Genomic DNA, 23,849 nt, shown 5'->3' with positions numbered 1-23,849 from the left:
CTTCGCGCCGCGTAGAAGATGGGCGTGCGTACCTGTGCTCCGAAGTCTCACTTCGGGGGCAGGCGAACGATGCGCGAAGCTGGAGCTTCGCGCCCCAAAGCTACGGGCGCTTGTAAGTAGGGGCGGTGGTTGCGGGAGCGGCAGGAGCAGGTTGCTGCGCCAAGGTTTCGCGGGTGGTGGCGTCAGCCGCTACCGGAGCATAGCCGTGGGGCCGCGCCATAATTGCCCAAAACTCAATCAGAAAACCGATGATCAGCAGAATGGGGCCGAGCGTGATGCCAAGAAATCCTTCGCCATAGTCGGCGGAGTCCAGCGTCATTGTGACAAAGCCAGCGGCCAGTACGGCTAGGCCAAGAAACATCAGGCGGTAGTTGCGCGTCCCGAAGGCAAAGCGAGGTTCTTGTGTAGGTTCCATTGTAGTAGTATTAGAGAAGAATGTCCTGCTTCTGCTTCGGTGCTCTGCGCTCAACAGGACGGTCTGGTTGTAGTTTTAAAGAGTTAGTACAAGTCATCCAGCGACATGCCCAAGTACTTCCGCACGGCGCGGTAGGAACTTAGGAAACCGATGCCACAGCCCAAGCCGACCATCACCAAAAGCAGCGCCCCAATGAGCCGGTCGTCGCGCAGAATGCGCAAGTCAGCTACCTGTAAGTAAGCGTATTGCAGCAAAGCCAGCAACAGCAAGGCCGCCAGAATACCGCTGGCTAGGCCCTGCCACGTAGCCCGCCGCAGAAACGGCCGCTGAATAAAAAAGGAAGTGGCCCCCACCAGTTGCATGCTCCGAATAAGGAAGCGCTGCGAGAACAGAGCAAGCTTGATGGTATTGTTGATGAGCACCGTCACGACGATGGTAAGCACGACGGCAAAGCCGAGCAGCACCAAACTGAGTTTGCGCACATTCTGGTTGATGGAGCTGATTAGGCTCTGCACGTACTGCACCTCGTACACGCCCGGCTCGGCTTTCAGCTCCCGCTCGATGCGGCCCATCTGCAACGAATCCGAATACTCGGACTTGATTTTTAGGATGTAGGCGTCACGCAGTGGGTTGTCTCCGAGGAAGTTCTTGAAGTCCTCGCCAGTTTGGTCGATGAACTGCTTGGCGCCTTCCTCTTTCGATAAAAAGCGCACCTGCGGTTTCTGGTCGCGGAGGGCAATGTAGGGCTTGCGCGAAAAGTCTTGTTGCAGGCGGAGCAGTTCAGTAGCCGGCAAGTTGCGCTCTAGATACACCTGCATTTCGATGTTCTCCTTCACCAGGTTGGAGAGCTTATGGGCATGAATCAAGAGCAACCCGAACAACCCTATGACCAGCAACGCCAGCGTGATGCTGAACACAACCATCAGGTGCGGATAGCTGCCAAGCTTTTTTTTACGGATCGGACGGGTTTGGGGCATAGAGGCGCAAAGGTAAGCGTAAGAGTGATTAGAGGCGTACGTGAGTGAATCATTAACAATGATTAACACAGTAACACCCTACTTCATAACTATGGTGCACGCTCCTGCTGAGCCTATCAAAGCCTCTCTCCCGCTTCATTGTAACAGTATATAATTACCACGGTGGTAGATACGCTTCGACAGGCGCACCATGAGCGTTGTTTTGACAAAGGCTGCTAGCAGAACGGGCTGTGTTCCTCGACTACTTCTTTGTTTGGTTTCTACCTGCCAATCATAATGTGGTCCGCGGGTCGTCATCTACATTCAGTATTTCGCGGGCTTTGCGGGCGTTGGTTTCGCGACGGCGCAGGTGCTTTCGCGCAAATAGCTCGTTGAAAGAATCAAACTGCTCGGTATGGAGCAGGGAAATACCGGCACGCGCCTGGTTCTGGCTGGTTAAGTCGCTGTAGTCGCGCGGGGTGGTTTCGTAGCGCAGCTTGGCCCGAAATTTTCCGTCGGTGCGCAGGGCGTATTCCAAGCTCAAATCCCCGATAACCGAAGAGTTAGTACCATTTACGGGTAGGCCAGAAGAGGTAGTCGCAACGCCATTGCTGAAGCCGCCTTCCCGCGTTACGCGCAGCCGGCCGTTCATGAAGGAGTAGCTTAGACGTACTTGCAAAGCTTGCAACTGCTCGGCCGAAAGGCCATTGAAGTTGAAGCTGATTTCCAGGTTCGGGTCGAGCTGTGAAGTGAGGGCCCCAAGCTGCGTGGAAATAATCTGTCCCAAGCTGTTGCCCAACGCATTGTCCTGCCCCCGCAGCGAAGTAACCGACGACAACGAACCCACCTGCGCCAGTTGCCGGAACACCACCAAGCTAAATACCTGCCGGTTCAGCTCCTGCTCATCATTGCGCAACGACGACAGGAACGGCGCCAAATCACCTTCCAACGACGAGGGAATATCATTGAATTCCAGATTCAGTTTGATGGCCGGCAGCAGCAGCGGCCCGGTCAGGTTCATCACGGCCGTAACGGGTACCACGGCGTTGTTGCCAGGTAGGGCAGGGGCTAGGGATGTGCGTTGCGTGTAGGCGGCCGTCACGTTCATCTCGCCCGCCAGCGGGTCGCCGTTCCAAACGATGGTGCCCCCCGGCCGCACCACAAACTCCTTGTTTACAAGGCCCTGCAACGTGAAGTTGTAGGCCCCGCGCACAATCTCGATTTGCCCGCTCATGTTGAAGTCGCCGCGCGTGTCGATGTTGAGGCGCAGCCGCCCCGCCGCGGTGCCGCGAATAACGTCGCCGGTGCTTTCGTCGAGCAGAATCTCCACGTAAGCATCAGGCGTCACTTCCAAATTCATACTCAACCGGATACCCGACAAGTCAATCTTGTCTTGGACGCCCACTGGCACTGGCGTGCGGGCCGTGTCGAGCAGGTTGCGGTTTACAAAGCGGATGTAGCTAGCCTGTTCGGCTTTGGCCGCGTTGTCGAGCGGCAAGGAAAGGCGCGTGCCCGGGTCCGACTTAGCTTGCACATTGACTACCAAGTTGGTAGACGGGCCATTAACGCGGGCCGTACCCGTGGCATAGGCCGTGCCGAAATACAATTGGTTGTCTTTGCGGGTGGTATTGAGTACCAGCAGCTTGCGGAACGAAGCATCCAAGTCAAGCCGCATGTTTTTGAACCCATCGTGGAAGATGTCGCCGGTGATGGTGCCGGTGTTGCCAAGCGGGTCGCGCATCCGAATATCACGCAGCGCAATCCGGTCTTCCGCAAACCGAATTCGGTCGGAGAAGGTGTAGGTGGTATTCAGATAAATGAACGTGAGCTGGCCTTCCGTAACATCGAGCGTGCCCGTAAGCCGGGGCGAATTGAAGCGGCCCGCTAGGCGCAAGGTGCCCACTGCCGTGCCACCTAGGTTGCGGAACAAAGTTTTGAGGAAAGGCTCGGCGAGCTTGACGGGGGCATTGTCAAGCACGGCCGTGAGGTTGAGCTGGTCTTCTTCGAGGCTAGGCGCAATGGTACCGGCCACCCGCACTACGCGCTGTTCATCGCGCAGCACATCCAGGTCCACCAAGGCCTGCTTGGCGCGGTTGTCCCAACTGCTTTGCCCGGTCACGTTCCCAATCAGCACCTTATCCAAGCGCATCGAATCGACGGTGAGGGTGGAGTTGATGGCCAACGGGCCGTAAACGCCGCTCAGCGTGCCTTCCGCATTCACGCGGCCCGTCATGTTTTGTTTAGTAAGTGAGTTGAGCGTTTCCAACTCCATATCCTTCACGGTTAGCTTCAGCTCTTTGCTGGCATCCTGTGAGATAAAGCCTTGGGCGCTGATGCTCTGTGGCCCGTTACTCAAGCTAAAGTTCTGAATATCAATTTCCTTACCTTTATTGGAAATTATTACGGCGTTGTTTTGAGCAATCATCCAGTCCTTGCCCAGCAGGTTCACGCCCGACTGCCGGAACACCACCTGCACGGCACTCGGCAGAAACGACAGCGCCCCGTTAATCTGCGCTCGGTTGGTGGTGTTGGTTTGCGCCAAAGCCGTCGAGAAATTGATGCGCTCCTGGTCCCACACGCCTTCCACGTAGAACCGCTCGGTTTTGCCCAAGCTCGGCAACACCTGCCGCTCCGAGGTCACACTGGCCTGCGCCAACACTTCAGGCTGATAAGGTAGCTTGGAGGTGGTGAAGTCGAAGGCCGTGCGGTAAGTGCGGATGCTGTCAACCTGCAACGTATCGAAGCTGCCGCCGAGCTGGAAAATAGAGGTTTGGCCGTTGCGGAACGAGCCATCAATGCGCGAGTAGTTCGACACCTTCAAACCCGGTACAAACAGCTGCAACATCGGATTCGGCTTTTTCAAATACAAATCCAACGCAATAGCATACTCCCGAATCGGCGACTGGCGCTTGCGGCGGTAATAGGTGGTAATGGCCGCGTCGTCGCTCTCGAAGTTCAAGGCGTACTCGGTCAGCAGCACTTGGGCGCTCCGAATTACTTCGGTGTAGTTGTAGTTGCCGGTTGCCGTCAGGTTAAGCGCTTCCGAACGAACCGTAAGCTGGCGTTGCCCCGCGGTGCGCTGGCTAAGCACGTCGAACGTATCCAGCGCCACGGTGCGGCCCGCGTAACCTAAGCGCGTGTTGCGCAGGATGATGCGGCCCAGTAAATCGTCGAGGCGCAAGCCTCGAAACTTCACGTCGGCGGTGGTAGCTACCGTCACGCTTTGCTTGGTGAGGCCCAGGGCTCGCAGGTCGGCGCGGCGGATGCGGGCCCGCACGTCGAAGGCTTGGGTGGCTTTGTTGAGGTTGACGGTGCCGTTGGCGTCGAATTGCAGGCTAGGGTCGTTGGCGGCGAGGCGGCCCGTAAACGATTCGCGGCTGAAACGCCCGTCGGTGCTGATGTTGCGGTAGCGGTAGCCGTTCAGCCACACGCTCTGCACGGTGGCACGGGCCGTCAGGCGAGCAGCTTCCGGGGCGAACCCCACACCTTGCACGCGGCCATTCATGGTGATGTCGCGCACCGTTTTTTCCTGGCCGAGCAGCTTGCCTAGCTGAAAATTGGTGGTGCGAATGTCGCCTTCATAAGAAGAAAGGCGCGGGTCGGTCTTGAATTTCAAGTTGACATCAGACACCACCGAGCCCAAGGCCGTATTGAACGAGCCGTTGGCCACAAAGTCGTTGTAGAACCCCAAAAATTGTCCGCTTAGCTTCACCGTGCCCAGCCGTTGCACGTAGGGCCAGCCCGAAGCCGGGATATAGCGCCGGATATCGCGCCCGTCCACCACCGACGGCTGGAGCTTCATTTCCACGAAGCTCTCCTTGAAATTCGGCAGCCCTTCCACCCCAATATTGCCGATTACGTGCGTGTTCTTGCCGTAGCGGATATCCAGGTTCTTGGTGTGAAAATCGCGCACGTAGCCTTTGGCCTCGCCCGAAATCAGCACGGTTTCTTTTAAATCGCGCACTGCTTGTTGGGGCGCGAACTGAGCAATATCGTCGGAGTAGAGGCGTGAAGGTTGAAGCCGGGCCATTACCCGCACCGAGTCGTTGAAGCTGGTGAAGTTGAGGAACCGTTGGTACTCGAAGCGTAGGTAGTTGCTGATCTGGCTGTTGCCCACGCGCAGATTCAGGCCCGCAAATTCCCAGAACTTGCTGGCATACGTCATGTTGGCCGTCAGTTCCCGCAGGCGGGTACCCGAAGGCGTATCAACGGTGCGCAGCCCATCGATTTGGGTATGAATCGTGTCGCCGTGCAGCTGAATCTCCGATACCTCGGCGTAAATGCTGTCGAGCTGCATGTGGGCGTAATCCATCGACCGGCCGTAGTAGGCGGCGCGGGGCTTGGTTTGGTTTTCGAGCAGGAAGCGGCCGTTGCGCAAGCTGACCGTTTGGATCTTGAAATCGAACGGCTTCTTGCTGACTTTGGTGGTATCCGAGGGGCCCACCAAGCGGCGTACCGCGCGCAGGAACTGCGTGAGATTGGTAGAATCGGGTTGGTCTTTGTACGTAACCAGCGCGAAGCGCGGCTCCTCCAGCGTGAGGTTGTTGATGTGTAGGTGCGAAGGGTCGAAAACGCTAAACAAGCTGATGGAAGCATCGGCGCGGCCAATACTAAACAGCTCCCCACCACGCCGGTCTAGCACCCGCACGCCTTGCAGCAGCACCCGCGAAAACGGCCGCACGTCCACCCGGCCCACTATCACCTTCTGCCCTAGCTTGTCGGTCAGAACGCTGGCGGCTTGTTGTACCAGCCGGGTCTGCACGCTCGGAATTCGGAGCGCCACCAACGCGCCCACCACTGTCACCACCAGCACCAGCACCAAGGCCAGCAGCACTTTAAGCAGGACAGAGACGAAACGAGGCACAGGCGAAACAGCTGAAAGAAAGCAGAAAAAGCGAAGATACAGGTTAGCAGTTGCTTGCCTAGGAAGCACGTACGGCCGGGCTACTGCTGCCGCAAGAACGATACCGTGCCTTCATTGGTTAGGCTTCTGACTAGACCAAACCCTGATGGTTTAAGGTTTTAAACGAACTTGGCCCCGGATTCCGTCTATCCGAACCTTGTCTTAGCGAAGTACGCGCTTCTTTTGATACTCGGATAGATAGAAGTTAGCAAACCCGCCAGCTATGCCGAGCTTGCTGAACCATCTGGCGTACGGGCGTTAATTGTTACTAGCCTATCCTTATCTGAGGGGAACTGGCTCTTCCATTTTCACTCAAGCAGTGTTGAAAGTTAACGGAGTGATGCTTCGGCAAGCAGATGCCAAATTAAATAAGCTGTTTTAAGCAGTACTAGCATAAGAACACACAATGCCCACTATTCTCGCCATTGAATCTTCTTGCGACGACACCTCCGCTGCCGTGCTGGTGGACGGTGAAATCCGTTCCAACGTAGTGGCTACGCAGCAAATCCACGAGCAGTACGGCGGTGTAGTGCCCGAGTTGGCTTCCCGGGCCCACCAGCAACACCTGATTCCGGTCGTGACGGCCGCGCTGCACAAGGCGGGCGTTGCAAAGCAAGACCTTGATGCCGTGGCTTTCACGCAAGGTCCGGGGCTGCTGGGCTCGTTGCTGGTAGGCGGTATGTTTGCCAAAACCATGGCGCTGGCGCTGGGCAAACCGCTGATTGCCGTCAACCACATGCGCGCCCACATCTTGGCGCATTTCATTGAGGAGCCACGGCCCACGTTTCCTTTTCTGTGCCTAACCGTTAGTGGCGGCCACACGCAACTCGTAATTGTGCGGAGCGCGCTGGATATGGAAATCATCGGCCAAACCATCGACGATGCCGCCGGCGAAGCCTTCGACAAAACCGCCAAGCAGCTCGGCCTGCCGTATCCCGGTGGCCCCCACCTCGACAAGCTCGCCCGCGAAGGCAACCCTACGCGCTTCCCGTTTCCCGTTGGCGCCATGCCGGGCTACGACTTCAGCTTCAGCGGCCTGAAAACCGCCGTTATGTACTTTCTACGCCAGCAAACCGCTAAGAACCCGGAGTTCATCCAGGAAAACCTGGCTGACCTCTGCGCCAGCATCCAATACACCATCATCCAAACGCTGCTGCGCCAGCTCCGGCGCGCCGCCACCGACCACAGTCTCACTGAAATAGCCCTTGCCGGTGGCGTGGCCGCCAATTCCGGCCTGCGCCAAGCCTTGCAAGACGAAGCTGCCATCCAACACTGGCAGGTATTCATCCCCGCCTTCCAGTTCTGCACCGACAATGCCGGCATGGTCGCCATGACGGCGCACTTCCAGTACGAAGCCGGCGACTTTGCCTCGCAATTAGTTAGCTCCGACCCCCGGCTGAAACTGGTATAAGGTTTCTAGGTCGCTTTAATCGGCCCTTGTTCTTTCTGCTCATCAGGTGACGAGTGGGAGGACAGAGCAATGCCGTCTAACACAACCCTATGCATAACCCGTTTCAGCCCGGCGACCAACAGTTGTACTCGTTCGTGGTCAGGCCGCAGGACTTTGCGGTGCTGCATGGCAAGCTGATTCATCCGGTGTTGAGCACGTTTGCCTTGGGCCAGGCGCTGGAGTCAAGCAGCCGGCAGTTTGTAGAGCTGATGCTGGAGAAAGGGGAGACAGGCATCGGTACCAAGCTAACCATTGAGCACCGCGCCCCCGCCTTTGAAGGAGAAACCGTGGAAATTCAAGCTATTTTTGAACGACTGAAAGGCGCCGAGTTGACTTGTCACGTAGAAGCCCATGTAGGCAAGCGGCTAGTAGCCACCGGCCGCACCGGCCAGCGCATCGTAAGTGCTGCCAGGCTGCAAGCCCACTTCCAAGAGTTGCGCAGCAAGCTGTAGCTACTGCCTAAGCGCTGCAAAACACCGCGAGAAATAATATCCGAACCATCGTGAGCAAGAAAGAAGATACCCCCAAGCGCGTCAACATTCTGAACCGTCGCGCCTCCTACGAATATGCTTTCCTGGCGAAGTACGATGCCGGTATCATGTTGCAAGGCACCGAAATCAAGAGCATTCGGGATGGCAGCGTGCAGATTCAGGACGGTTTCTGCGTGTTTCAGCCCGATGGTAGCTTGTGGGTGCACGGGCTTACCATTGCCAAGTACACGGCCGGCACCTACAACAACCACGAGCCCACCCGGCCCCGCAAACTGCTGCTTAACAAGCGCGAACTCAATCAGCTACACAACAAGAGCCAGGAGCAAGGCCTCACCATCATTCCCATCCGGATGTTTGTCAACGACCGGGGCTTTGCCAAGCTGGAAATTGCTCTGGCTAAAGGCAAGAAGCTGTTCGATAAGCGCGACAGCATCAAAGAGAAAGACCAGAAACGCGAATTAGACCGCGCAAGGGAATACTAAGCAACCAGCAACTTCAGACCGTCCTGCTGAGCTTGTCGAAGCGTCTTTATTGCCAAATTAATTCTTGGGTGATGAAGCATGCGAGTTGCTTCTTCGGTAAGCTCAAATGCCGTTCTCTGTAGTTGTAGCATATTGCGCCCAAATTTACCCTTCACAAATTCATCCCTGTGGAACACGGAATCTGCGCGTTGAGCGTCGTGCCGGTACGCGCCGAGCCTACGGACAAAGCCGAAATTGTTACCCAATTAATTTTCGGTGAGTGCTATTCTATTTTGTTGGTGCAGAATCAGTGGCTGCAAGTACGGGCCGCCGCCGACCAGTACGTGGGCTGGATGGACGCCAAGCAACACACGCCCGTAACAACCGAATACTTAACTGCGTGGCAGGCCCAAGACCACCCGCGCACCCTCGATGTCGTGCAGATGGTAAGCGACCCCACCATCCGAATTCCGGTGCAGCTTGGCTCGCGCCTGCCCTTTTTCGACGGCATGACCCTGCGCCTGGGTGAGCGGCAGCTGTTCTACAATGGGGCCGCTACCAATCCGCAAAATGGTCACGGTCCGCACGGTCCTGCTGATGCTCGCTTACGGCTGCTCCAGAAGATGGCGCTGGTGTACTTGAAGGCACCCTACTTGTGGGGCGGCAAAAGCCTGTTCGGTATCGACTGCTCGGGTTTGATGCAGCAACTCTACGGCCTGATTGGCGTGCAGCTCCCCCGCGACGCCCGCCAGCAAATCAATCTCGGGCAAACCGTGCACTTCGTCGCCCAAACCCAACCCGGCGACCTGGCTTTCTTCGACAACGCCGACGGCAATATTGTGCACGTAGGGCTGCTGCTCGACGAGCAGCAAATTATCCACGCCAGCGGCGAAGTGCGCATCGACCCCCTCGACCACAACGGCATTTTCAACCGCGACCGGCAGAAATACTCCCATAAGCTGCGCTTGATTAAGCGCATCCTAGCCGAATAGCCTATTTCTGCTTGCTTTTTGGGCCTCCAGAGCTTCTAAAACTATATATACCAGTTGACAATGAGCAATTGTAAGCTCAACTAATTGACTAGGATCTAGATTAGAAACTAAACTTTCTGGCTATTGTTAATGCGCTTAGAATCATCTAGCTTTCGCTGTACCCGATGATTACTCTCTAGTTAAGCGTATGGATCAAAAAGTCCTAGTTCTCAATGGTGACTACACAGCCATTACGCTGTGCAGTGTGCAGAAGGCTTTTGTGCTGTTGTTTCTGGATAAAGCTGAGATGATTGCCAACTCAGAAAATGGCGTGCTGCGTACCGTCAGCAAGTCGTTTCCTAAGCCAAGCATTATTCGGCTTCAACGGTATGTGCGCGTGCCCTACAAAGGCATTGCCCTAAGCCGACACAACATTATGAAGCGTGACCATTTCGAGTGTCAGTATTGCGGCTCGACCAAAAACCTGACTCTCGACCACGTACTACCCCGTTCGCGCGGCGGCGACTCCAGTTGGGGCAACCTGCTAACGGCGTGCTCCCGGTGCAACCATGCCAAAGGGCACCGCACCCCGCAGGAAGCCGGCCTCACGATTCGGCAGCACCCGAAGAAACCGACCTTGTCTGGTTTCCTCAAGCTCAGCGCTGGCACCATCGACCATAATTGGCACGCCTATCTGAATAATTAAGCCGGAAGCATTGCTTACCGGCTTTTTTTTGCCTCAGCGCATCTGTATGGCTATGCCGGCCCCGCAGGCTGTAGCGCGAAGCCTGAGCTTCGCGTATCGGCGTACGCCAGTTAATTCGTATTATCCACCAACAAACAGCCCCTGATTCCAAATGAGAGTCAGGGGCTGCGTGTTGTTGGTAGATAATACGAATTGGTTATGAACCAGACACGAAATCGAGCAGGTCGCGGTTTAGTTGATCCTTGTTGGTGATGAAGAGGCCATGCGGAGCGCCATCGTAGACAAGATACTTAGCCTGTTTCAGGTGTTCACTCATGCGGGCCCCGCTGTTTTTGATGGGCACCGTCTTGTCGTCGTCGCCGTGGATAACGAGGACTGGAACGTTGATAGTGGCTAGGTCAGGACGGAAATCGGTGGTGGCAAAAGCGTTGGCGCAGGCCACAGTAGCTTGGTGAGAGCCCAGCGAAGCCATGCCAAACGACCAATCGAGTACCGCCTGGCTGACGGGCTTGCTGAGCGTGCCAACACTGTAGAAGTCCTTGCCAAACGACTGCAAGAAGTCGAACCGGTCTTTGGCAATATTGGCCTGGATGTCGTCGAAAACCGATTGCGGAACTCCATCGGGGTTGTCATCGGTTTTCAGCAAATAAGGCGTTACCGACGATACAAACGCCACTTTGGCTACGCGGGCCCCGCCGTAGCGGCTCATGTAGCGGGCCACTTCGCCGCCGCCCATCGAGAAACCGACCAGTGTCACGTTTTGCAAATTCAACGTGTCGAGTACCGCTTTTAGGTCGTCGGCCAGTGTGTCGTAGTTGTAGCCCTCAAATGGTTTGGTGGAATTCCCGAAGCCACGGCGGGTATAGGCTATTACGCGCAGCCCGTGCTTGGGCAGTTCGCCAAGCTGGTAGGTCCAAGCTTCGTGGTTTTGGGGCCAACCATGAATCAGTACGACGGGCGTACCCTGGCCTTGATCCGTGTAATGCAACTTGATGTCTTCGCCATTGGCGTCTTGGCCGACTTTGATATAGCTCATGAGGAGAGGGGTAAACAATGTTGATAAAAAGATGTGGGTACATACGCTGTATATCTGCTTAGGTATTTTTAGAACAATATCTTGCACATATCTTTCCTACCCACCTTTGCCAGATGAGAGTACCTGTTTCAAATAGCTTACCAATTAGTTGTATTGCCGTTGTATTGCTCGGTGGGGTGCTGGCCGCCTGCCAATCCAAAACTGATTCCGGGGCCGTAGCCACACAGCTCGACAAGAAGTTTGCTTTAGTTGCACCCCAAGATTCGCCCGGCACCTGGTATCGGTGTTACCGTGGCACCCTCGGCCCCAAGACTATCACGCTGCATCTCCAAGCCTTGCCCGCAGGAACCGAAAATCGTACCAGCACCCGCTTCGTTGGCTCCTACAGCGGCGCCGATGGGCAGCCCTACGAACTGAGCTCCGATTATGACGCCATCATAACGCCGGACAGCGTCGTGGTTCACGACCGAAGTCCTGAATTGTTGGACGACAATTCCAACGGGCCAGTCTGGCGACTACACAGGAACGGTAAGGAATTATTAGGTACCCGGGCCGGGCAGCCCGTGCAATTGCGCGAAGTGGAACTGCCCGGCAGCACGTCCTTTATCTCGCTTTACTTCCTTGATTCGGTGGCAGCGTATCCCACCCAGCCGAAGTCAGTGCATGGCCGCACTAGTCTGCACGTTCTGGTGCCCACCAACGGCCCCGAAGCAGCCCGTAGCGCTTTGGCAGCCGGTATGCTGCGCGGCCTGCGCGGTGATAGTCTGGACACAAATGCGGTACCCTCATCACCGGAGCAGTTTTGGCAGCAGCAACGTAGTGCCTTCCGAAAGGAGTACCAGCAAAGCGTCACCGATCTAACAAAGGACAGACCCGCTGAGCCCGATACCAGCACCGATGCTCCTTCCTATAACTACATGCTACGCTACGAAGACCAAGTGGCAACGCATGTGTTCTGGAACCAACAGAACCTGCTTAGCCTTGGCTTCTTCGCGTACAGCTATACGGGTGGTGCCCACGGCAACTACGGTACCAGTGCCGTCACCTTCGACACCCGTACTGGTCGCGCCCTGCGCTTTCCGGATATTTTTCGCCCTAATTCCGACGCCCAACTCAGTGTTTTGCTTGAGCAAGCGGTGCGCCGGGTGCTGCACCAGCCGGCCACTACGAAGCTCGATGAGTTTCTGTTTGTAAAGAAAATGCCTGTCAGCCACAACGTGTACCTAACGAGCAGCGGCGCAGTATTTATTTATACCCCCTACGAAATTGCTTCGTACGCGCGAGGAGAACTCCGGGTGTTTGTGCCGCAAGCGCAATTGCGTCCCTTGTTGAAACCCAATTTGCCAATAAGCGGGGGAGAGGTAAGCCAGCGGTGACTAGCTCCAATAGCGAGAACAGGTTGTCGTTTCGCTTGCGGCGCAGCGAGTTGGAATACTACTTACTGGCGCGTTCTTGTTGTGTATCAGCGCTATGCTCCGAAAACTTCTCGTAAGAAGTTGCAGCAAAGGTATGGGCTGGCGTTACTGCCATTGTGCAAAATGCGGGGCTTATGGACGATTCCTGACGAGCTGGCGTTAGAGGGACATACCTTTGCCGGATTCCCTCATCATCACCTCATATGCACGCACCCAAATTCGCGGCTTCGCGCTCTTTTCATAAGGAGCTGAAACTCCGCACCAACGCCTACTTCGCCGAAGCGGGCAAAGACACCACCGGCGACTCCCGTTTGTTTGCCAAAGCCATCATCCTCACGATTTCGTTCGTGGCCGTGTACCTGCACCTCGTCTTCCTGACGCCTCCTACTTGGCTGGCTCTTCTGGAGTGCGCCCTGCTGGGCCTCGTCGGGTCGGCTATTGGTTTCAACGTCATGCACGACGGAGCCCATGGCTCGTTCAGCAAGTCTAAGTGGATCAACCAGTTTGCCTCTTTCACGCTTAATGTGCTCGGCGGCAATAGCTTTATGTGGAATGTGAAGCACAACCTCATTCACCACATGTACACCAACGTGGACGGCGTGGACGACGACCTCGATGCCCAGCCGTGGTTGCGTTTGAGCAGCACCCAAACGCGCCACCGCTTCCACCGCTTCCAGCACCTCTACTTCTGGTTTTTCTACGCCCTGCTCTTCATTGCCTGGATTTTCTTCATGGACTATCAGAAGTATTTCAAAGGCAAGATCGGGGAGATGCCCATCAAGAAAATGACCGCCACCGATCAAGGCGTATTCTGGGGCTTCAAGGCGTTGCACTTGTTTCTGTTCGTGGCCTTGCCTATCTACACCGTTGGTTTCGTCGCCTGGATTATCGGTTTCCTGGTTTTTGCCACGGTAGTTGGTTTCACGATGAGCATCGTGTTCCAGTTGGCGCACACCGTCGAGCACACGGCCTTCCCCATGCCCCACGAAATCACCAACAAGCTGGAAGACGAGTGGGCCATCCACCAAATCAAAACCACCGCCAACTTCGCCACCGACAGCAAGGTTATCAGCTGGTTGGTAGGCGGCCTCAACTTCCAGGTAGAGCACCACTTATTCCCTACCATTTCGCACATCCATTATCCTGCCCTCAACAAAATCATCCGCCAAGCTTGCTTGGAGTTTGGTGTTGAGTACAACGAGTACCCCAAGATGCGCTACGCCGTAGCTTCCCACGTAGCACACTTGCGCGAAATGGGCCGGGCGTAAGCAAGCGTTAAACTTTTACTAAGAGAGGACTGCAGTATTTATTGCAGTCCTCTTTTTATTTACAATGATGTTGAGGCTCTTTATCATATCCTTACTTATCACAACTAGCTGCCGTGACCAGGAACATAGGACAGTTACGATAGGCAATCCAAATGCTGATAAAGCATGGGTATCTATGCAGGTGCCGGCTAATTGGAAATATCAAGAAAAACTGCGCGTATTTGGACCTGATTGCCCAGAATGTGGATACACAGTGAATAGCGAAATAATAAGCACTAGCAAGAATACAAAGAGTAGCAAAAGTTTGGATAGTATTGAGGGTAGGGGCTGCTCTACACATATAGAGGTTAATCCTAAAAGCGGATTTCGTTTTTCGCCAAAATACGAAGTAGCAGCCATAAAGGAGAAAAACCCTGGCTGCAAATTTTTATCTGTTAGTACCGATCCTGACGAAGGCAGTGTAGATATAAGTGCCTATGAAATACAGCACCGTCTATACTTTCGCCAGATCATAGTGGTGAAGAATAATACTAGATTCCGCTTCTTCTTTGCGAGGAGCAAGCATGTTTCTCTTATCAAAGAGACAGTGGATGAGATAAAAGGCAGCATTATTTGCCACACTACTAAACGAGGTTCGGCAAGTATTGCAAACTGAGCTACTATCTCCTTTCTAACTCTCCTTCAAATTCCATATCTTTGCCGCCCCGTCAGGGTGGCGGGCCGGCGCTTTCGTGCTGTGTATCAAGTAAAAACGCGTTCCGGAGTTGGCCCTGAGCCGGACGTGTACAGCAGGGCTACAAGCAACAAATGGCTGAAGTAGCAGATAACTTCGACTGGGACAATGTAGGAGCGTCAGGCTTCGGTGGTAACTATACCTCCGAGCAGCGCGCCGAAATGGAACAGATGTACGGCAACACGCTGACCACCGTACAGGAAGAAGAAGTAGTAAGAGGCGTTGTGGTGGGCATCACCGAGCGCGACGTAATTCTGAACATCGGTTTCAAATCCGATGGTTTGGTGTCTATCACTGAATTCCGCGACCTGCCCGATCTGAAAATCGGTGACGAGGTAGAGGTGTTCATCGAAGACCAAGAAGACCTGAACGGTCAGCTGATCCTGAGCCGCAAGAAGGCCAAGATCAAGCAGGCTTGGAAATCTATCTACGACGCGCTGGAGAATGACACCATTCTCGAAGGCGTAGTAAAGCGTCGCACCAAAGGCGGTCTGATTATGGACCTGGACGGTGTTGAAGCCTTCCTGCCCGGCTCGCAAATCGACGTGAAGCCTATCCGCGACTTCGACATTTATGTGGGTCGTCGGATGGAAGTGAAAGTGGTGAAAATCAATGCTGCTTTCGACAACGTGGTAGTTTCGCACAAAGTCCTGATCGAGAAAGACCTCGAGAAGCAGCGCGAAGCCATCCTCAACAACCTGGAGAAAGGCCAGATCTTGGAAGGCGTTATCAAGAACATGACCAACTTCGGTGTGTTCATTGACCTTGGTGGCGTTGACGGTCTGTTGCACATCACCGACATCTCGTGGGGCCGTATCGCGCACCCGAGTGAAGTATTGCAGCTCGACCAGAAACTGAACATCGTCGTTCTCGACTTCGACGAAGCCAAGAAGCGTATCAGCCTCGGCTTGAAGCAGCTAACGGCCCACCCATGGGATTCGCTACCCGCCGACATGGGCGTAGGCTCGAAAGTAAAAGGCCGCATCGTAAACGTAGCCGACTATGGCGCATTCATGGAAATCATTCCTGGCGTGGAAGGTCTCATCCACGTATCGGAAATGAGCTGGAGCCAGCACCTGCGCAACCCGCAGGACTTCATCAAGCAGGGCGACGTGGTAGAAGCGCAGATTTTGACGCTGGACCGCGAAGACCGCAAGATGAGCCTCGGCATCAAGCAATTGAGCGAAGACCCATGGACCCGCGCTGACTTCGGCACCAAGTACGCCGTTGGTACCTCGCACAACGGTCTGGTGCGCAACCTCACTAACTTCGGCCTGTTTGTAGAACTGGAAGAAGGAGTTGACGGCCTCGTGCACGTATCGGACCTGTCGTGGACCAAGAAGATCAAGCATCCTTCGGAAGTAGTGAAGGTGGGCGACCGTCTAGACGTTCTCGTACTGGAACTGGACGTAGCTAACCGTCGCTTGGCCCTAGGCCACAAGCAGTTGGAAGAAAACCCATGGGACACGTTCCAGACGGTATTCACTGCTGGCTCGGTGCACAAGGCTACCATCACCGACAAAAACGACCGTGGCGCGGTGCTCGAGTTGCCGTATGGCATCGAAGGCTTCGCATATCCGAAGTCGTTGGTAAAAGAGGATGGCAGCAACGCTGAGAATGGTGAGACGCTGGACTTCCGTGTGGTGGAATTCTCCAAGGACGACCGCCGCATCGTATTGTCGCACACCGCTGTGTACAACCAGCAGCAGGAAGAAGACACGCGTGCTGCCAAGTTCAAGAAGAAAGGTCCTGCTGGCCAGGCTCCAACAGCAACGCAGGGCGAAGGCAAGCTGACTGACCTCAAAAAGCAGCCTGTTGCCGAGAAGTCGACTCTTGGCGACCTGGATGCTCTATCGGCTCTGCGCGACAAGATGATGGGCACGGAGCGCCAAGTAGGCGAGCAGAAGCTTTCAACTAAAGCGCCAAAAACGGAAGCTCCTGAGGCAACTGCTCCCGAGGAAACGGAGGCGCCAGCTGCTGAAGGTGGTATCTTTGCTGCCGTAACGGGGGCTGCTGCTGCCGCTTTCGACAGAGTGAAGGAAGTAGCCAGCGACGCCGTAGAGGCCGCCACGCACACCGACGCTTTCGAGAAGGCTAAGGAAGTAGCCGGTGATGTTGTAGAGCGTGCCAAGCATTTGCTCGACAGCAACGACGAAGCTGACAAGAAGGACGACGAGAAGGCGTAGGCTTGTTCTCTCGCAATCAGGAAGGCCCCGGAGTTATCCGGGGCCTTTTTTGTGCGCAACTCATGACGAATTATTTATTTCCAAGAAATACTTCTACCAGAAAAACAGTAGCTTATCCCGCCTACCTAGGGAAATGCCACTACAGACTTGGCATAAATCAGATTAAGGTGTAAGTTTGCATCCCCAATCCGGTGACGTGACCGAGTGGCTAGGTAGAGGTCTGCAAAACCTCCTACGGCGGTTCGAATCCGCCCGTCACCTCTCATTACCTGAAGAACCCCGCTATAAGTCAACCTCTTACAGCGGGGTTTTTTCATTTAGGTACAACATAAGTACAACACTGAGCAAAAAGTACTCCTTCCCAATAGCAAAACTGATGGACCAAGAATTATACGGAGCCTTGCTCGAGGTTTCCAAGAACATACCGGTTATTGATGCTAACCGACAATACTGGTTCATTCGCACAAATGGAGGTTTGTTTTACGATGATTTCTGGCACTCCAGCGCAGTTGGTATTGGGTACAACCTCCTTACCTTAGATATGCTGAGTGAAGCGGGAAAAACTACTAATCCCACTGGCTATTTAAATAGTGCTGTAGAGCAGTATTATACCGGTCACAAACAACCTGGGCGCGTAATTGGACTCATGCTGCGCTTCCTTTATGAAATGAAGGAAGGTGACATTGTTGTAATGCCAAGTGGTTCCGGTGTTGTAGCCTTCGGCGAAGTAACAGGAGACCCTCCTTTTGAACTAGAAGGTGAAGGCCCTTGGAGTGACATTGACCGAGAACGGGACCGACACGTCCCTTTCCGTAAACGGCGGTCTGTTAAGTGGCTCATGCGTGCTAGCAGAGAAAAACTTGACTCCAACTTGTATGGGGCCTTTGTTGCTCCTCAGGCATTGAGTAAGCTAAATGATTATGGTGACTTCATAGATAGAGAGCTTCATGCTATCTATACCAAAGGTGGAGAAACCCATGTGCGTCTTGATATAGGATCAAAAGGCGGCATTGACGGGGATGACTATTTTGACATGGGACATGCTCTACTGTCCTTGTGCCGAGATTTTCGAGAGGAACATGGGCTTGCTAGTGATGCAAAACGCATCGATGTTCGGTCAAATGTTCAGTCGCCTGGCCTTCTAGAATTCATTGGTGCGAATCCTCTATTAATGGCTTGGCTGGCCTCTGTTATTACAGTGGGCTTATTTGGCGGGCATGCTAAGAGTGAAAAGCTTGGCATAAGTATTGGTACTGATGGCTTAATAAAAAGCGTTCAGAATTACCTTGATGCTCGTTCAAGACGTATAACTTTAGAACAAATTTTAGCTGAAAAACTTCAATTGATGGACGCAAGTGTATCTGCTGATCTTTTACGTACATTAACAGCTGTAACGCCAGCAACACCAGCGCCTCAGGCTCCCCTTTCCCCTCCGCAAATTCCTCCAACAACTGCTTAATATGAACTCACTCGCGGCGAATTCTTGTTTAACAAGTATGCGAATCGTGCGTCATTGGGTTTCGTTGATCGCCACTTTCACTGCCGTTTTTACCTCACTCTACCTCCTTCTGGAATACACCATTGGCTTCGTGCCTCTGCTCCAGAGTTGGATGTTGTTTGGTAGTGTATCAGGCCGGAGTGTGTTATTCAGCATTGCCATTCTTTTATTCATCTTCCGATATGTGAAGATATCCTCTTCATATAGTCGATAAGATTTTGCCCTTTTAAAAGCAAAGGCCTGGTTCTCAAAAAGAGCCAGGCCTTTGTCTTATAATTGATGCTAATAGTGTCGAGCTTGTTCTTGTTTAAACACAGCATAAACTAGCTCTAATACCTGTATATGTTCAATCAAAACTTTTAAGTACAATTCTAAGGGAAAGGGGTAACAGTGGCACTAGATTCGTCCCTACTGCTATCTATGCATCCCGACAAAGCCGCCGAATTTTTAGAGTCTATTACGCCCCACTTATTACGTTTACTCAGCTATGCCCGCCTGCTAACCGGTCCTCAGGGCGCGGCGGCGGAAGAGTTGCTGCACGATACGATATTGGTCTGCCACGGGCGCATCCAACGCAATGGCTTCAACGGGGAACCCGACGCCTACACCGGCTACCTGTGCGTGGTAATGAAGCACGAGCACCAGGAGCAGCAGCGTCAGAGCACTGGGCGCCGCACCCGCGCCGGCAAAGAAGAAAAGGTAGGCGCTGGCCAGGCCCGCCTCGTGCCGCTCACCGACTCCAAGTTGGCCCGGGCCTGTGAGCAACCCGACGAGCAACCTAGCTTCGAGCCGGACCCCGTGGCCTTAGCCGTAGCGGTACACACCTACCTGATTCGCCACTACACCCAAGAGCAAGTTGCCGTCTGGGAATACCATACCCAGGGCATCAGCTTCGAAGAGATTGCCTTCCTTACGGGCACGAGTCGCTCGGCAGCCCACCGCCTGGTCAACAAATTACGGCTGGCCCTGCGGAAGGAATTCGCGGCCTTTGGAGAGGAGGAGAGCGCTTTGCTACCTACTGGCCTATAAGTACCACTAGCACCCGTAACGCATAAAAAGCCCCGCTACCAATAGGTAACGGGGCTTTTACATAAAGCGTTGGTGAAGCTACGGGTGGTCTTGCTTCAGCCGCTTGGCTTGCTTTTTCCGATCTTGAGCAAGCTCCTTATCTAGGCGGCGGTTTCGGCGCTTGTAATGGCGTACCGCTTGGTTGTAGCGCCTCTCTGTCCGGCGGGCTTCCTTATAGGAATAGCGGCGCGGCTTCGGCTCCGGCAACTCGTTGGCCTGACTGGCCAGCGGCAAGCAGAGCAGCACCAAGAGCACCGCTAACCGGCTCCTGAGCAGCCACCCACCAGCAAGCCCCACTATTACACAAAGCACGAGGGGCCAGATAACAGTAGTTTGCTTGGCTTCGGAGTAGCCCCCATTCGCGCCGGACTCGGCCGCACGGCCGGTGTTATCGGTTTTGGTGGTGCTGGCCACGTTGCCTTGGCCGTGCTGAATCGTAACCGGGCCGTTGAACTTGACTTTGCCGGCACTGAGCTGGCCAAAGGAGTCGAGCTTGACCGGCACCGGTACGGGCGCCAGTGGCGCCTCCTCAGAGGCGAAATAACGGGGAAGGCAACTGCTCATGCCGAGCAGCAAAAAAAACAGAAGTATTTTCATCTTAGTAGCTAGGATTATCAATCACGTTGGCTACGGCCGTTACTTGCCGTTTGAGCCGCCAATTCTTAAAAACGCCGTCTCCGTCCCGATTTTCTCGCCCGCCGGAGGTGTTGCCCTCCACGGTCTGGCAACTAGGCCCCGGGCCCCACACATCAATAAAGCCGACGTGCGCAATCCGGGAGTTACCCCACTGGTAGCCGACCACGTCGCCGGTTTGCGGAGCGAAGCCGCGGCCGTTTTGCCAGATAATGTGTCGGGCATCAAACCAGGAGCGGGCCGCCCCGAAATAGGCGGTTTTCACGTGGGCCTTGCGCAAACACCAGCTCACAAACCACGAGCACCAGGCGTCGCCCTTTTTCCCCCCGCCGCCTTTTTGGTAGGCCTCGACTTCCGGGCCGGCGTTACGGCCGTGCTCGCGCACGTGCAACTGGCTTAGATAGACGGCGCGGAGCCCGGCACGGCGGTCATGGCTACCGTCAGCATGTGCAGGGCCAGCCACAGCAAAAAGCCCAAACAGAGCAAGCAAAAGAATAAGCGTACGCATCGGATGGTGAATTTGAATTGAGCGACTTTGCGACGTTCAGCTGCCAATAGCATGGCATCAGAAACCGATAGCTCCATCGGCGGGCCGGTTGGATATAAGGGCTTTTCCAGGTTTTCCGTCAGCTTCTCAAACAGCTTCCCCTCGCCCTCCAGACATTCGCGCTGATAGTCGTAGAAGCGAGGGAAGAGCTGACGATAGGCGAAAAAGGCCAGGTGCAGCACGGCCACGAAGAGCACGGCCGCCAAGGCCAGCGCGTTGATGGTACCGGCATCGAAAGCGCCGGCGGTGGGGTCGAACAGGCGTAGCCCGTAGGGCAACACCAGAAAAATGAAGGCCGATAGCACCAAGGCCAGCGCGGCAAAGCGCAGATAATGCGGCTTGGAGAGAATGTGATTGGACATCGTAAAAAGAAATTAAGTGTCTTGCTTATTCTTGAGCGCCAGCAGCACGGCAATTGTTCGGTCCATGGCGGCGTGGCTTTTTACCAGGCTTTCCTTCTGAATTTTCAGTTCTCGCACATCGTCCTTGAGGTAGTTAACCAGCGTATTCGTAGCCGATTGCTCGCTGCTGAGCTTGCCAACCAGCGTCGCGACGGCGGTAACGGCTTCCTCGATTTTCTTAATGGAAGCATCGTTGGCGGCGATGTTGCGGCTGAGCAGCCAGCCAAGTAGGCTCACTACAATGGTAATGCCGCCGCCTAGAATGGTGACCAAATAGGGCGGTGGGGGCGGGCCACTGAGCGGAGCAGCGTCCAATAGCAGGGTCGTAAGCGAAAGTGTCGGGAGCATACCCAGGGAGAGAAGCAGTTGCGGAAAAGGCTGGTTGACTAGCTCCCAGGCGGCGTGCTGCCAGGCAAGCGGGAGGCTGAGTACTTGAAAAGAGGCGCTTGTCGGCATCAGGCAGCGAGCTTAGAGGACAATGCCCCCGGTCCGGCGGCGTTTAGCAGGGCAGGTCGGCAGTTCCGGATAAATAGCCCGGCGGGCTTCCAACCACTTCCTCAGGTCGTTGGTGCGGTCTTCGGCTTCGGTTTTCACGCCGGCCGCGTAGGCATTGTAGCCCGGGCCAGTGGCCGCCTCAGGAGCCGTCTCCAGGGCACGGTTCGTAGCCGACGTGCTTAGGAAAGGCAGCGAGAGAAAAAATACCCATTGACTAAGCATTGGTACCATGGCGGTGTGCAGTTCGTCGAGGCGGTCCGGCATAACCACGGAAGGCGTAGCCGCTTCCGCCTCGAATGCTTCACAGAGCAGCTCGTAGAGCACCCGGCCTAGTACTGGCTCCAAATACTTCTCTTGCGCCCGAATGATGCGCGGGTCGAATTTCTCCGGGTACACATTCTGCTCGGCATCCGTGTGCAGGTGAATATTGGCCGCTGGTACGAGCTTACTTTCCATCGAGGGGGGCGGCGTAGTTGAGCACCTTGCCGGTTTTGGGGTCCAGATAATTGAGAATGCTCACTACCTCCACCGACCGGAAAGAGCGCCACTGCTTTTTGCCGTAGTCGTAGTAGGTCTTGGTCGTTTTCGAGTAGGGCCGGAAGGATTTAGGCTGCTTGCTACCCGGCACGAGTTGCAGGTTGCGTGTGCCCTCCGCCAAGCGGAGCCGACCCTTGGAACTGCCGCCGGTGGCGGAGCCGTCCGTCACGGTGCGAAACACGAAGCGCACGGCCGTCTTATTGAGCAGCTCTAACAAGTGCTCCTTATTGCCCCAGGCCTTACGCTGGTGAAGCCGGACGCGTAAGGTCTTAGCCACTGGACTGCTTTTTAGAGGCCAGTTCCTTAATAAGCCGCTTCTGCTCTACCTCGCCCATCACATCGAACAGCTTCAGGAGTTGGAGCTGTTGGGGCGTCTGCTCCTGAAGGGCCGCTAATACACTCCGCTGCAAGCCCTCGCCACCATCGGCCGGGTCCGCTTCGTTGCCTTCGCCCATTTCCAGCTTTTCGGCGGCCGTCAGCTCCGGCTCGTCGATCCACTTGCGCAGACGCGAGGCCGGCAGAATCTGCTCGAGCAAATTTTCCGAGAACGTCATGCGTACCGGCAGCGACGTGGTGATATCGAGCAGCTCTACGCCCTCTTCCTCTACATCACAGTGCTCGAGCAGCTCCCGGAAGTCCTCACAGATTTCCTCCTGGTCGGGTCGGCACACCGTGTTGTAGTACAGCTCGAAGGCCAGGCGCAGCTCGTTGCCGTTGCCCCCCAACGAACCGGTAGCCGGCAAGCCAATGACCACCGGCGACGTCACGCCGTTGGCCGTGAGTATCTTCTGCTCACAAAGGCTGGAGTAGGTTTCGTAAAGCGTGTCTCCGTTCGCCGTCTGGTAGCTGAGCAGCTTAGTGCTTTCGGGGTCGGTAATGCCCGTCATCACCATTAAGCTTTTGCCTTTGGCGCCGGTGAATTTCTTCTCGATGTGCTTTTCGAAGTTCTTGGCCGCTTCTTCCGGGGTCAGGCCTTCCTCTTCGGGCTCCTGCGCAGTTACCAAAATCGTGTTTACCGCGAACCGGTTTTGCACGTTGGAGACGTGAAATTCCGATAGGTCCCGCTCTAGTTGGGCATAGTTGATAGCCGCCCAGTATTCCGGCTCCGGATAATACTCGATATCATCCGACTCCGTAACGCTCCAAAAGAGTTGGCGCTTCTGCTCATGAGCCAGCTCCGGGTTAAAGGCCGGAATCATCACCGGCTTATTCTTGCCCCTCGGATTGCTCCAGTCGCGGGAAATGAAATACTCCTCTATCTCGCCTTCGTCGTTCCACTTCCCACACCGCACCTGCTTAAACCGCTGGTAGTGGATTTCAGTGATAGCGTCACCTGCCTCATTCCAGATAACCTGAGCCGCCCAGCCCCGGAAAGTGCGCTTGTCGAGGGCAATCTGCTTGAGAATCTTCGTGGCACTGTGCTTGCCGTCCAACCGCTTGAACAAGTCGAATAGCTTCGGCGCCTTTTTCTTGTCCACTACAAAACCGGAACCGGCCGTGAGGCGGGCGGCCGTGTTGATGCAACGGGCCAGCGTCGTGGAGCTTTTCTTGATCGCCAGCAGTTCTTCGAAAAACAGGTTGTTAGCCCCAATCGTTACCCACTCGCCGCCGGTGCCTTTGGTTTTCACCGTGGGCGGAGCTGGTAAAACAAGGCTGAGTGAGACGGAAACAACTTGCAT

22 protein-coding genes and 1 tRNA gene are annotated in these 23,849 nt (G+C 55.0%); 12 read left to right on the top strand and 11 right to left on the bottom strand.

The window, feature by feature from the left end:
• Window positions 1-100 precede the first annotated feature (100 nt).
• The 3 genes from ACFE7X_RS16055 to ACFE7X_RS16045 all read right to left on the bottom strand — a co-directional run bounded on the left by ACFE7X_RS16055 (window position 101) and on the right by ACFE7X_RS16045 (window position 6,235).
• Entirely contained in the window at window positions 101-415 is a 315-nt protein-coding gene (locus ACFE7X_RS16055; RefSeq protein WP_375436697.1) for a DUF3098 domain-containing protein, read from the bottom strand.
• Window positions 416-498: 83 nt separating this feature from the next.
• Complete coding sequence (locus tag ACFE7X_RS16050; RefSeq protein WP_375436696.1) at window positions 499-1,392, bottom strand: cell division protein FtsX; 894 nt, start codon at window positions 1,390-1,392, stop codon at window positions 499-501.
• A 271-nt stretch (window positions 1,393-1,663) separates the two neighbouring features.
• Complete coding sequence (locus tag ACFE7X_RS16045) at window positions 1,664-6,235, bottom strand: translocation/assembly module TamB domain-containing protein (RefSeq protein ID WP_375436695.1); 4,572 nt, start codon at window positions 6,233-6,235, stop codon at window positions 1,664-1,666.
• Window positions 6,236-6,680: 445 nt separating this feature from the next.
• Here ACFE7X_RS16045 and tsaD point away from each other — a divergent pair, with 445 nt between their 5' ends.
• The 5 genes from tsaD to ACFE7X_RS16020 all read left to right on the top strand — a co-directional run bounded on the left by tsaD (window position 6,681) and on the right by ACFE7X_RS16020 (window position 10,353).
• Window positions 6,681-7,685 carry a tRNA (adenosine(37)-N6)-threonylcarbamoyltransferase complex transferase subunit TsaD gene (tsaD, locus tag ACFE7X_RS16040; protein ID WP_375436694.1) on the top strand — a complete coding sequence of 335 codons (1,005 nt, stop codon included), beginning with the start codon at window positions 6,681-6,683 and terminating at the stop codon, window positions 7,683-7,685.
• A gap of 89 nt (window positions 7,686-7,774) precedes the next feature.
• Complete coding sequence (locus tag ACFE7X_RS16035; protein ID WP_375436693.1) at window positions 7,775-8,176, top strand: thioesterase family protein; 402 nt, start codon at window positions 7,775-7,777, stop codon at window positions 8,174-8,176.
• A gap of 47 nt (window positions 8,177-8,223) precedes the next feature.
• Entirely contained in the window at window positions 8,224-8,697 is a 474-nt protein-coding gene (gene smpB, locus ACFE7X_RS16030; protein WP_375436707.1) for an SsrA-binding protein SmpB, read from the top strand.
• 167 nt (window positions 8,698-8,864) lie between these two features.
• Window positions 8,865-9,668 (top strand): NlpC/P60 family protein, encoded by an 804-nt coding sequence (locus tag ACFE7X_RS16025; protein WP_375436692.1) that lies wholly within the window; start codon window positions 8,865-8,867, stop codon window positions 9,666-9,668.
• 187 nt (window positions 9,669-9,855) lie between these two features.
• Entirely contained in the window at window positions 9,856-10,353 is a 498-nt protein-coding gene (locus ACFE7X_RS16020) for an HNH endonuclease (protein ID WP_375436691.1), read from the top strand.
• 196 nt (window positions 10,354-10,549) lie between these two features.
• On the opposite strand, the gene ACFE7X_RS16015 is transcribed toward ACFE7X_RS16020, so the two are convergent.
• On the bottom strand, window positions 10,550-11,389 hold the full coding sequence (locus tag ACFE7X_RS16015; RefSeq protein ID WP_375436690.1) for an alpha/beta fold hydrolase: 840 nt from the start codon (window positions 11,387-11,389) through the stop codon (window positions 10,550-10,552).
• Window positions 11,390-11,502: 113 nt separating this feature from the next.
• Between ACFE7X_RS16015 and ACFE7X_RS16010 the strand changes: the two genes are divergently transcribed.
• The 7 genes from ACFE7X_RS16010 to ACFE7X_RS15980 all read left to right on the top strand — a co-directional run bounded on the left by ACFE7X_RS16010 (window position 11,503) and on the right by ACFE7X_RS15980 (window position 19,518).
• Window positions 11,503-12,765, top strand: a complete 1,263-nt coding sequence (locus ACFE7X_RS16010; protein ID WP_375436689.1) for a DUF3298 domain-containing protein — start codon at window positions 11,503-11,505, stop codon at window positions 12,763-12,765.
• A 242-nt stretch (window positions 12,766-13,007) separates the two neighbouring features.
• Window positions 13,008-14,072 carry a fatty acid desaturase family protein gene (locus ACFE7X_RS16005; protein ID WP_375436688.1) on the top strand — a complete coding sequence of 355 codons (1,065 nt, stop codon included), beginning with the start codon at window positions 13,008-13,010 and terminating at the stop codon, window positions 14,070-14,072.
• Between the two features lie 64 nt (window positions 14,073-14,136).
• Window positions 14,137-14,727 carry a hypothetical protein gene (locus tag ACFE7X_RS16000; protein WP_375436687.1) on the top strand — a complete coding sequence of 197 codons (591 nt, stop codon included), beginning with the start codon at window positions 14,137-14,139 and terminating at the stop codon, window positions 14,725-14,727.
• A gap of 152 nt (window positions 14,728-14,879) precedes the next feature.
• Window positions 14,880-16,991, top strand: coding sequence for a 30S ribosomal protein S1 (gene rpsA / locus ACFE7X_RS15995; RefSeq protein ID WP_375436686.1), 2,112 nt, complete (start codon window positions 14,880-14,882; stop codon window positions 16,989-16,991).
• Between the two features lie 190 nt (window positions 16,992-17,181).
• Window positions 17,182-17,252 (top strand) — tRNA-Cys (locus tag ACFE7X_RS15990).
• Between the two features lie 115 nt (window positions 17,253-17,367).
• Window positions 17,368-18,450: a hypothetical protein gene (locus ACFE7X_RS15985; protein ID WP_375436685.1), complete on the top strand. Its 1,083-nt coding sequence runs from the start codon at window positions 17,368-17,370 to the stop codon at window positions 18,448-18,450.
• Between the two features lie 459 nt (window positions 18,451-18,909).
• Window positions 18,910-19,518 carry an RNA polymerase sigma factor gene (locus ACFE7X_RS15980; RefSeq protein ID WP_375436684.1) on the top strand — a complete coding sequence of 203 codons (609 nt, stop codon included), beginning with the start codon at window positions 18,910-18,912 and terminating at the stop codon, window positions 19,516-19,518.
• Between the two features lie 78 nt (window positions 19,519-19,596).
• Here ACFE7X_RS15980 and ACFE7X_RS15975 read toward each other — a convergent pair whose 3' ends face one another.
• From ACFE7X_RS15975 to ACFE7X_RS15945, 7 genes are read right to left on the bottom strand one after another with little or no spacing between them, the layout of a single operon-like run.
• A complete protein-coding gene (locus ACFE7X_RS15975) occupies window positions 19,597-20,154 on the bottom strand; it encodes a hypothetical protein (RefSeq protein WP_375436683.1) in 558 nt (185 codons plus the stop codon).
• A gap of 1 nt (window position 20,155) precedes the next feature.
• The gene (locus tag ACFE7X_RS15970) at window positions 20,156-20,575 is read right to left on the bottom strand and encodes a CHAP domain-containing protein (RefSeq protein ID WP_375436682.1); all 420 of its coding nucleotides are present in this window, start codon (window positions 20,573-20,575) and stop codon (window positions 20,156-20,158) included.
• A gap of 11 nt (window positions 20,576-20,586) precedes the next feature.
• Window positions 20,587-21,099, bottom strand: a complete 513-nt coding sequence (locus ACFE7X_RS15965; protein WP_375436681.1) for a hypothetical protein — start codon at window positions 21,097-21,099, stop codon at window positions 20,587-20,589.
• A 12-nt stretch (window positions 21,100-21,111) separates the two neighbouring features.
• A complete protein-coding gene (locus ACFE7X_RS15960; protein WP_375436680.1) occupies window positions 21,112-21,594 on the bottom strand; it encodes a hypothetical protein in 483 nt (160 codons plus the stop codon).
• Window positions 21,595-21,606: 12 nt separating this feature from the next.
• Complete coding sequence (locus ACFE7X_RS15955; RefSeq protein WP_375436679.1) at window positions 21,607-22,089, bottom strand: hypothetical protein; 483 nt, start codon at window positions 22,087-22,089, stop codon at window positions 21,607-21,609.
• Window positions 22,079-22,447 carry an SH3 beta-barrel fold-containing protein gene (locus ACFE7X_RS15950; RefSeq protein ID WP_375436678.1) on the bottom strand — a complete coding sequence of 123 codons (369 nt, stop codon included), beginning with the start codon at window positions 22,445-22,447 and terminating at the stop codon, window positions 22,079-22,081. Before ACFE7X_RS15950 ends, ACFE7X_RS15955 begins: the two co-directional genes overlap by 11 nt.
• A complete protein-coding gene (locus tag ACFE7X_RS15945) occupies window positions 22,440-23,849 on the bottom strand; it encodes a hypothetical protein (RefSeq protein ID WP_375436677.1) in 1,410 nt (469 codons plus the stop codon). The genes ACFE7X_RS15950 and ACFE7X_RS15945 overlap by 8 nt, the downstream gene beginning before the upstream one ends.

It is taken from the genome of uncultured Hymenobacter sp., from assembly GCF_964242765.1.
In the GTDB taxonomy this organism is placed as follows: domain Bacteria; phylum Bacteroidota; class Bacteroidia; order Cytophagales; family Hymenobacteraceae; genus Hymenobacter.
Note: the sequence above shows the minus strand (reverse complement) of the source record. Positions and strands in the feature narration are given on the sequence as shown.

Coding starts and splice junctions, on each gene's coding strand:
- ACFE7X_RS16055 (WP_375436697.1), bottom strand. CDS start 415: ATGGAACCTACACAAGAACCTCGCTTTGCCTTCGGGACGCGCAACTAC.
- ACFE7X_RS16050 (WP_375436696.1), bottom strand. CDS start 1,392: ATGCCCCAAACCCGTCCGATCCGTAAAAAAAAGCTTGGCAGCTATCCG.
- tsaD (WP_375436694.1), top strand. CDS start 6,681: ATGCCCACTATTCTCGCCATTGAATCTTCTTGCGACGACACCTCCGCT.
- ACFE7X_RS16035 (WP_375436693.1), top strand. CDS start 7,775: ATGCATAACCCGTTTCAGCCCGGCGACCAACAGTTGTACTCGTTCGTG.
- ACFE7X_RS16020 (WP_375436691.1), top strand. CDS start 9,856: ATGGATCAAAAAGTCCTAGTTCTCAATGGTGACTACACAGCCATTACG.
- ACFE7X_RS16015 (WP_375436690.1), bottom strand. CDS start 11,389: ATGAGCTATATCAAAGTCGGCCAAGACGCCAATGGCGAAGACATCAAG.
- ACFE7X_RS16010 (WP_375436689.1), top strand. CDS start 11,503: ATGAGAGTACCTGTTTCAAATAGCTTACCAATTAGTTGTATTGCCGTT.
- ACFE7X_RS16005 (WP_375436688.1), top strand. CDS start 13,008: ATGCACGCACCCAAATTCGCGGCTTCGCGCTCTTTTCATAAGGAGCTG.
- ACFE7X_RS16000 (WP_375436687.1), top strand. CDS start 14,137: ATGATGTTGAGGCTCTTTATCATATCCTTACTTATCACAACTAGCTGC.
- rpsA (WP_375436686.1), top strand. CDS start 14,880: ATGGCTGAAGTAGCAGATAACTTCGACTGGGACAATGTAGGAGCGTCA.
- ACFE7X_RS15985 (WP_375436685.1), top strand. CDS start 17,368: ATGGACCAAGAATTATACGGAGCCTTGCTCGAGGTTTCCAAGAACATA.
- ACFE7X_RS15980 (WP_375436684.1), top strand. CDS start 18,910: ATGCATCCCGACAAAGCCGCCGAATTTTTAGAGTCTATTACGCCCCAC.
- ACFE7X_RS15975 (WP_375436683.1), bottom strand. CDS start 20,154: ATGAAAATACTTCTGTTTTTTTTGCTGCTCGGCATGAGCAGTTGCCTT.
- ACFE7X_RS15965 (WP_375436681.1), bottom strand. CDS start 21,099: ATGTCCAATCACATTCTCTCCAAGCCGCATTATCTGCGCTTTGCCGCG.
- ACFE7X_RS15960 (WP_375436680.1), bottom strand. CDS start 21,594: ATGCCGACAAGCGCCTCTTTTCAAGTACTCAGCCTCCCGCTTGCCTGG.
- ACFE7X_RS15955 (WP_375436679.1), bottom strand. CDS start 22,089: ATGGAAAGTAAGCTCGTACCAGCGGCCAATATTCACCTGCACACGGAT.
- ACFE7X_RS15945 (WP_375436677.1), bottom strand. CDS start 23,849: ATGCAAGTTGTTTCCGTCTCACTCAGCCTTGTTTTACCAGCTCCGCCC.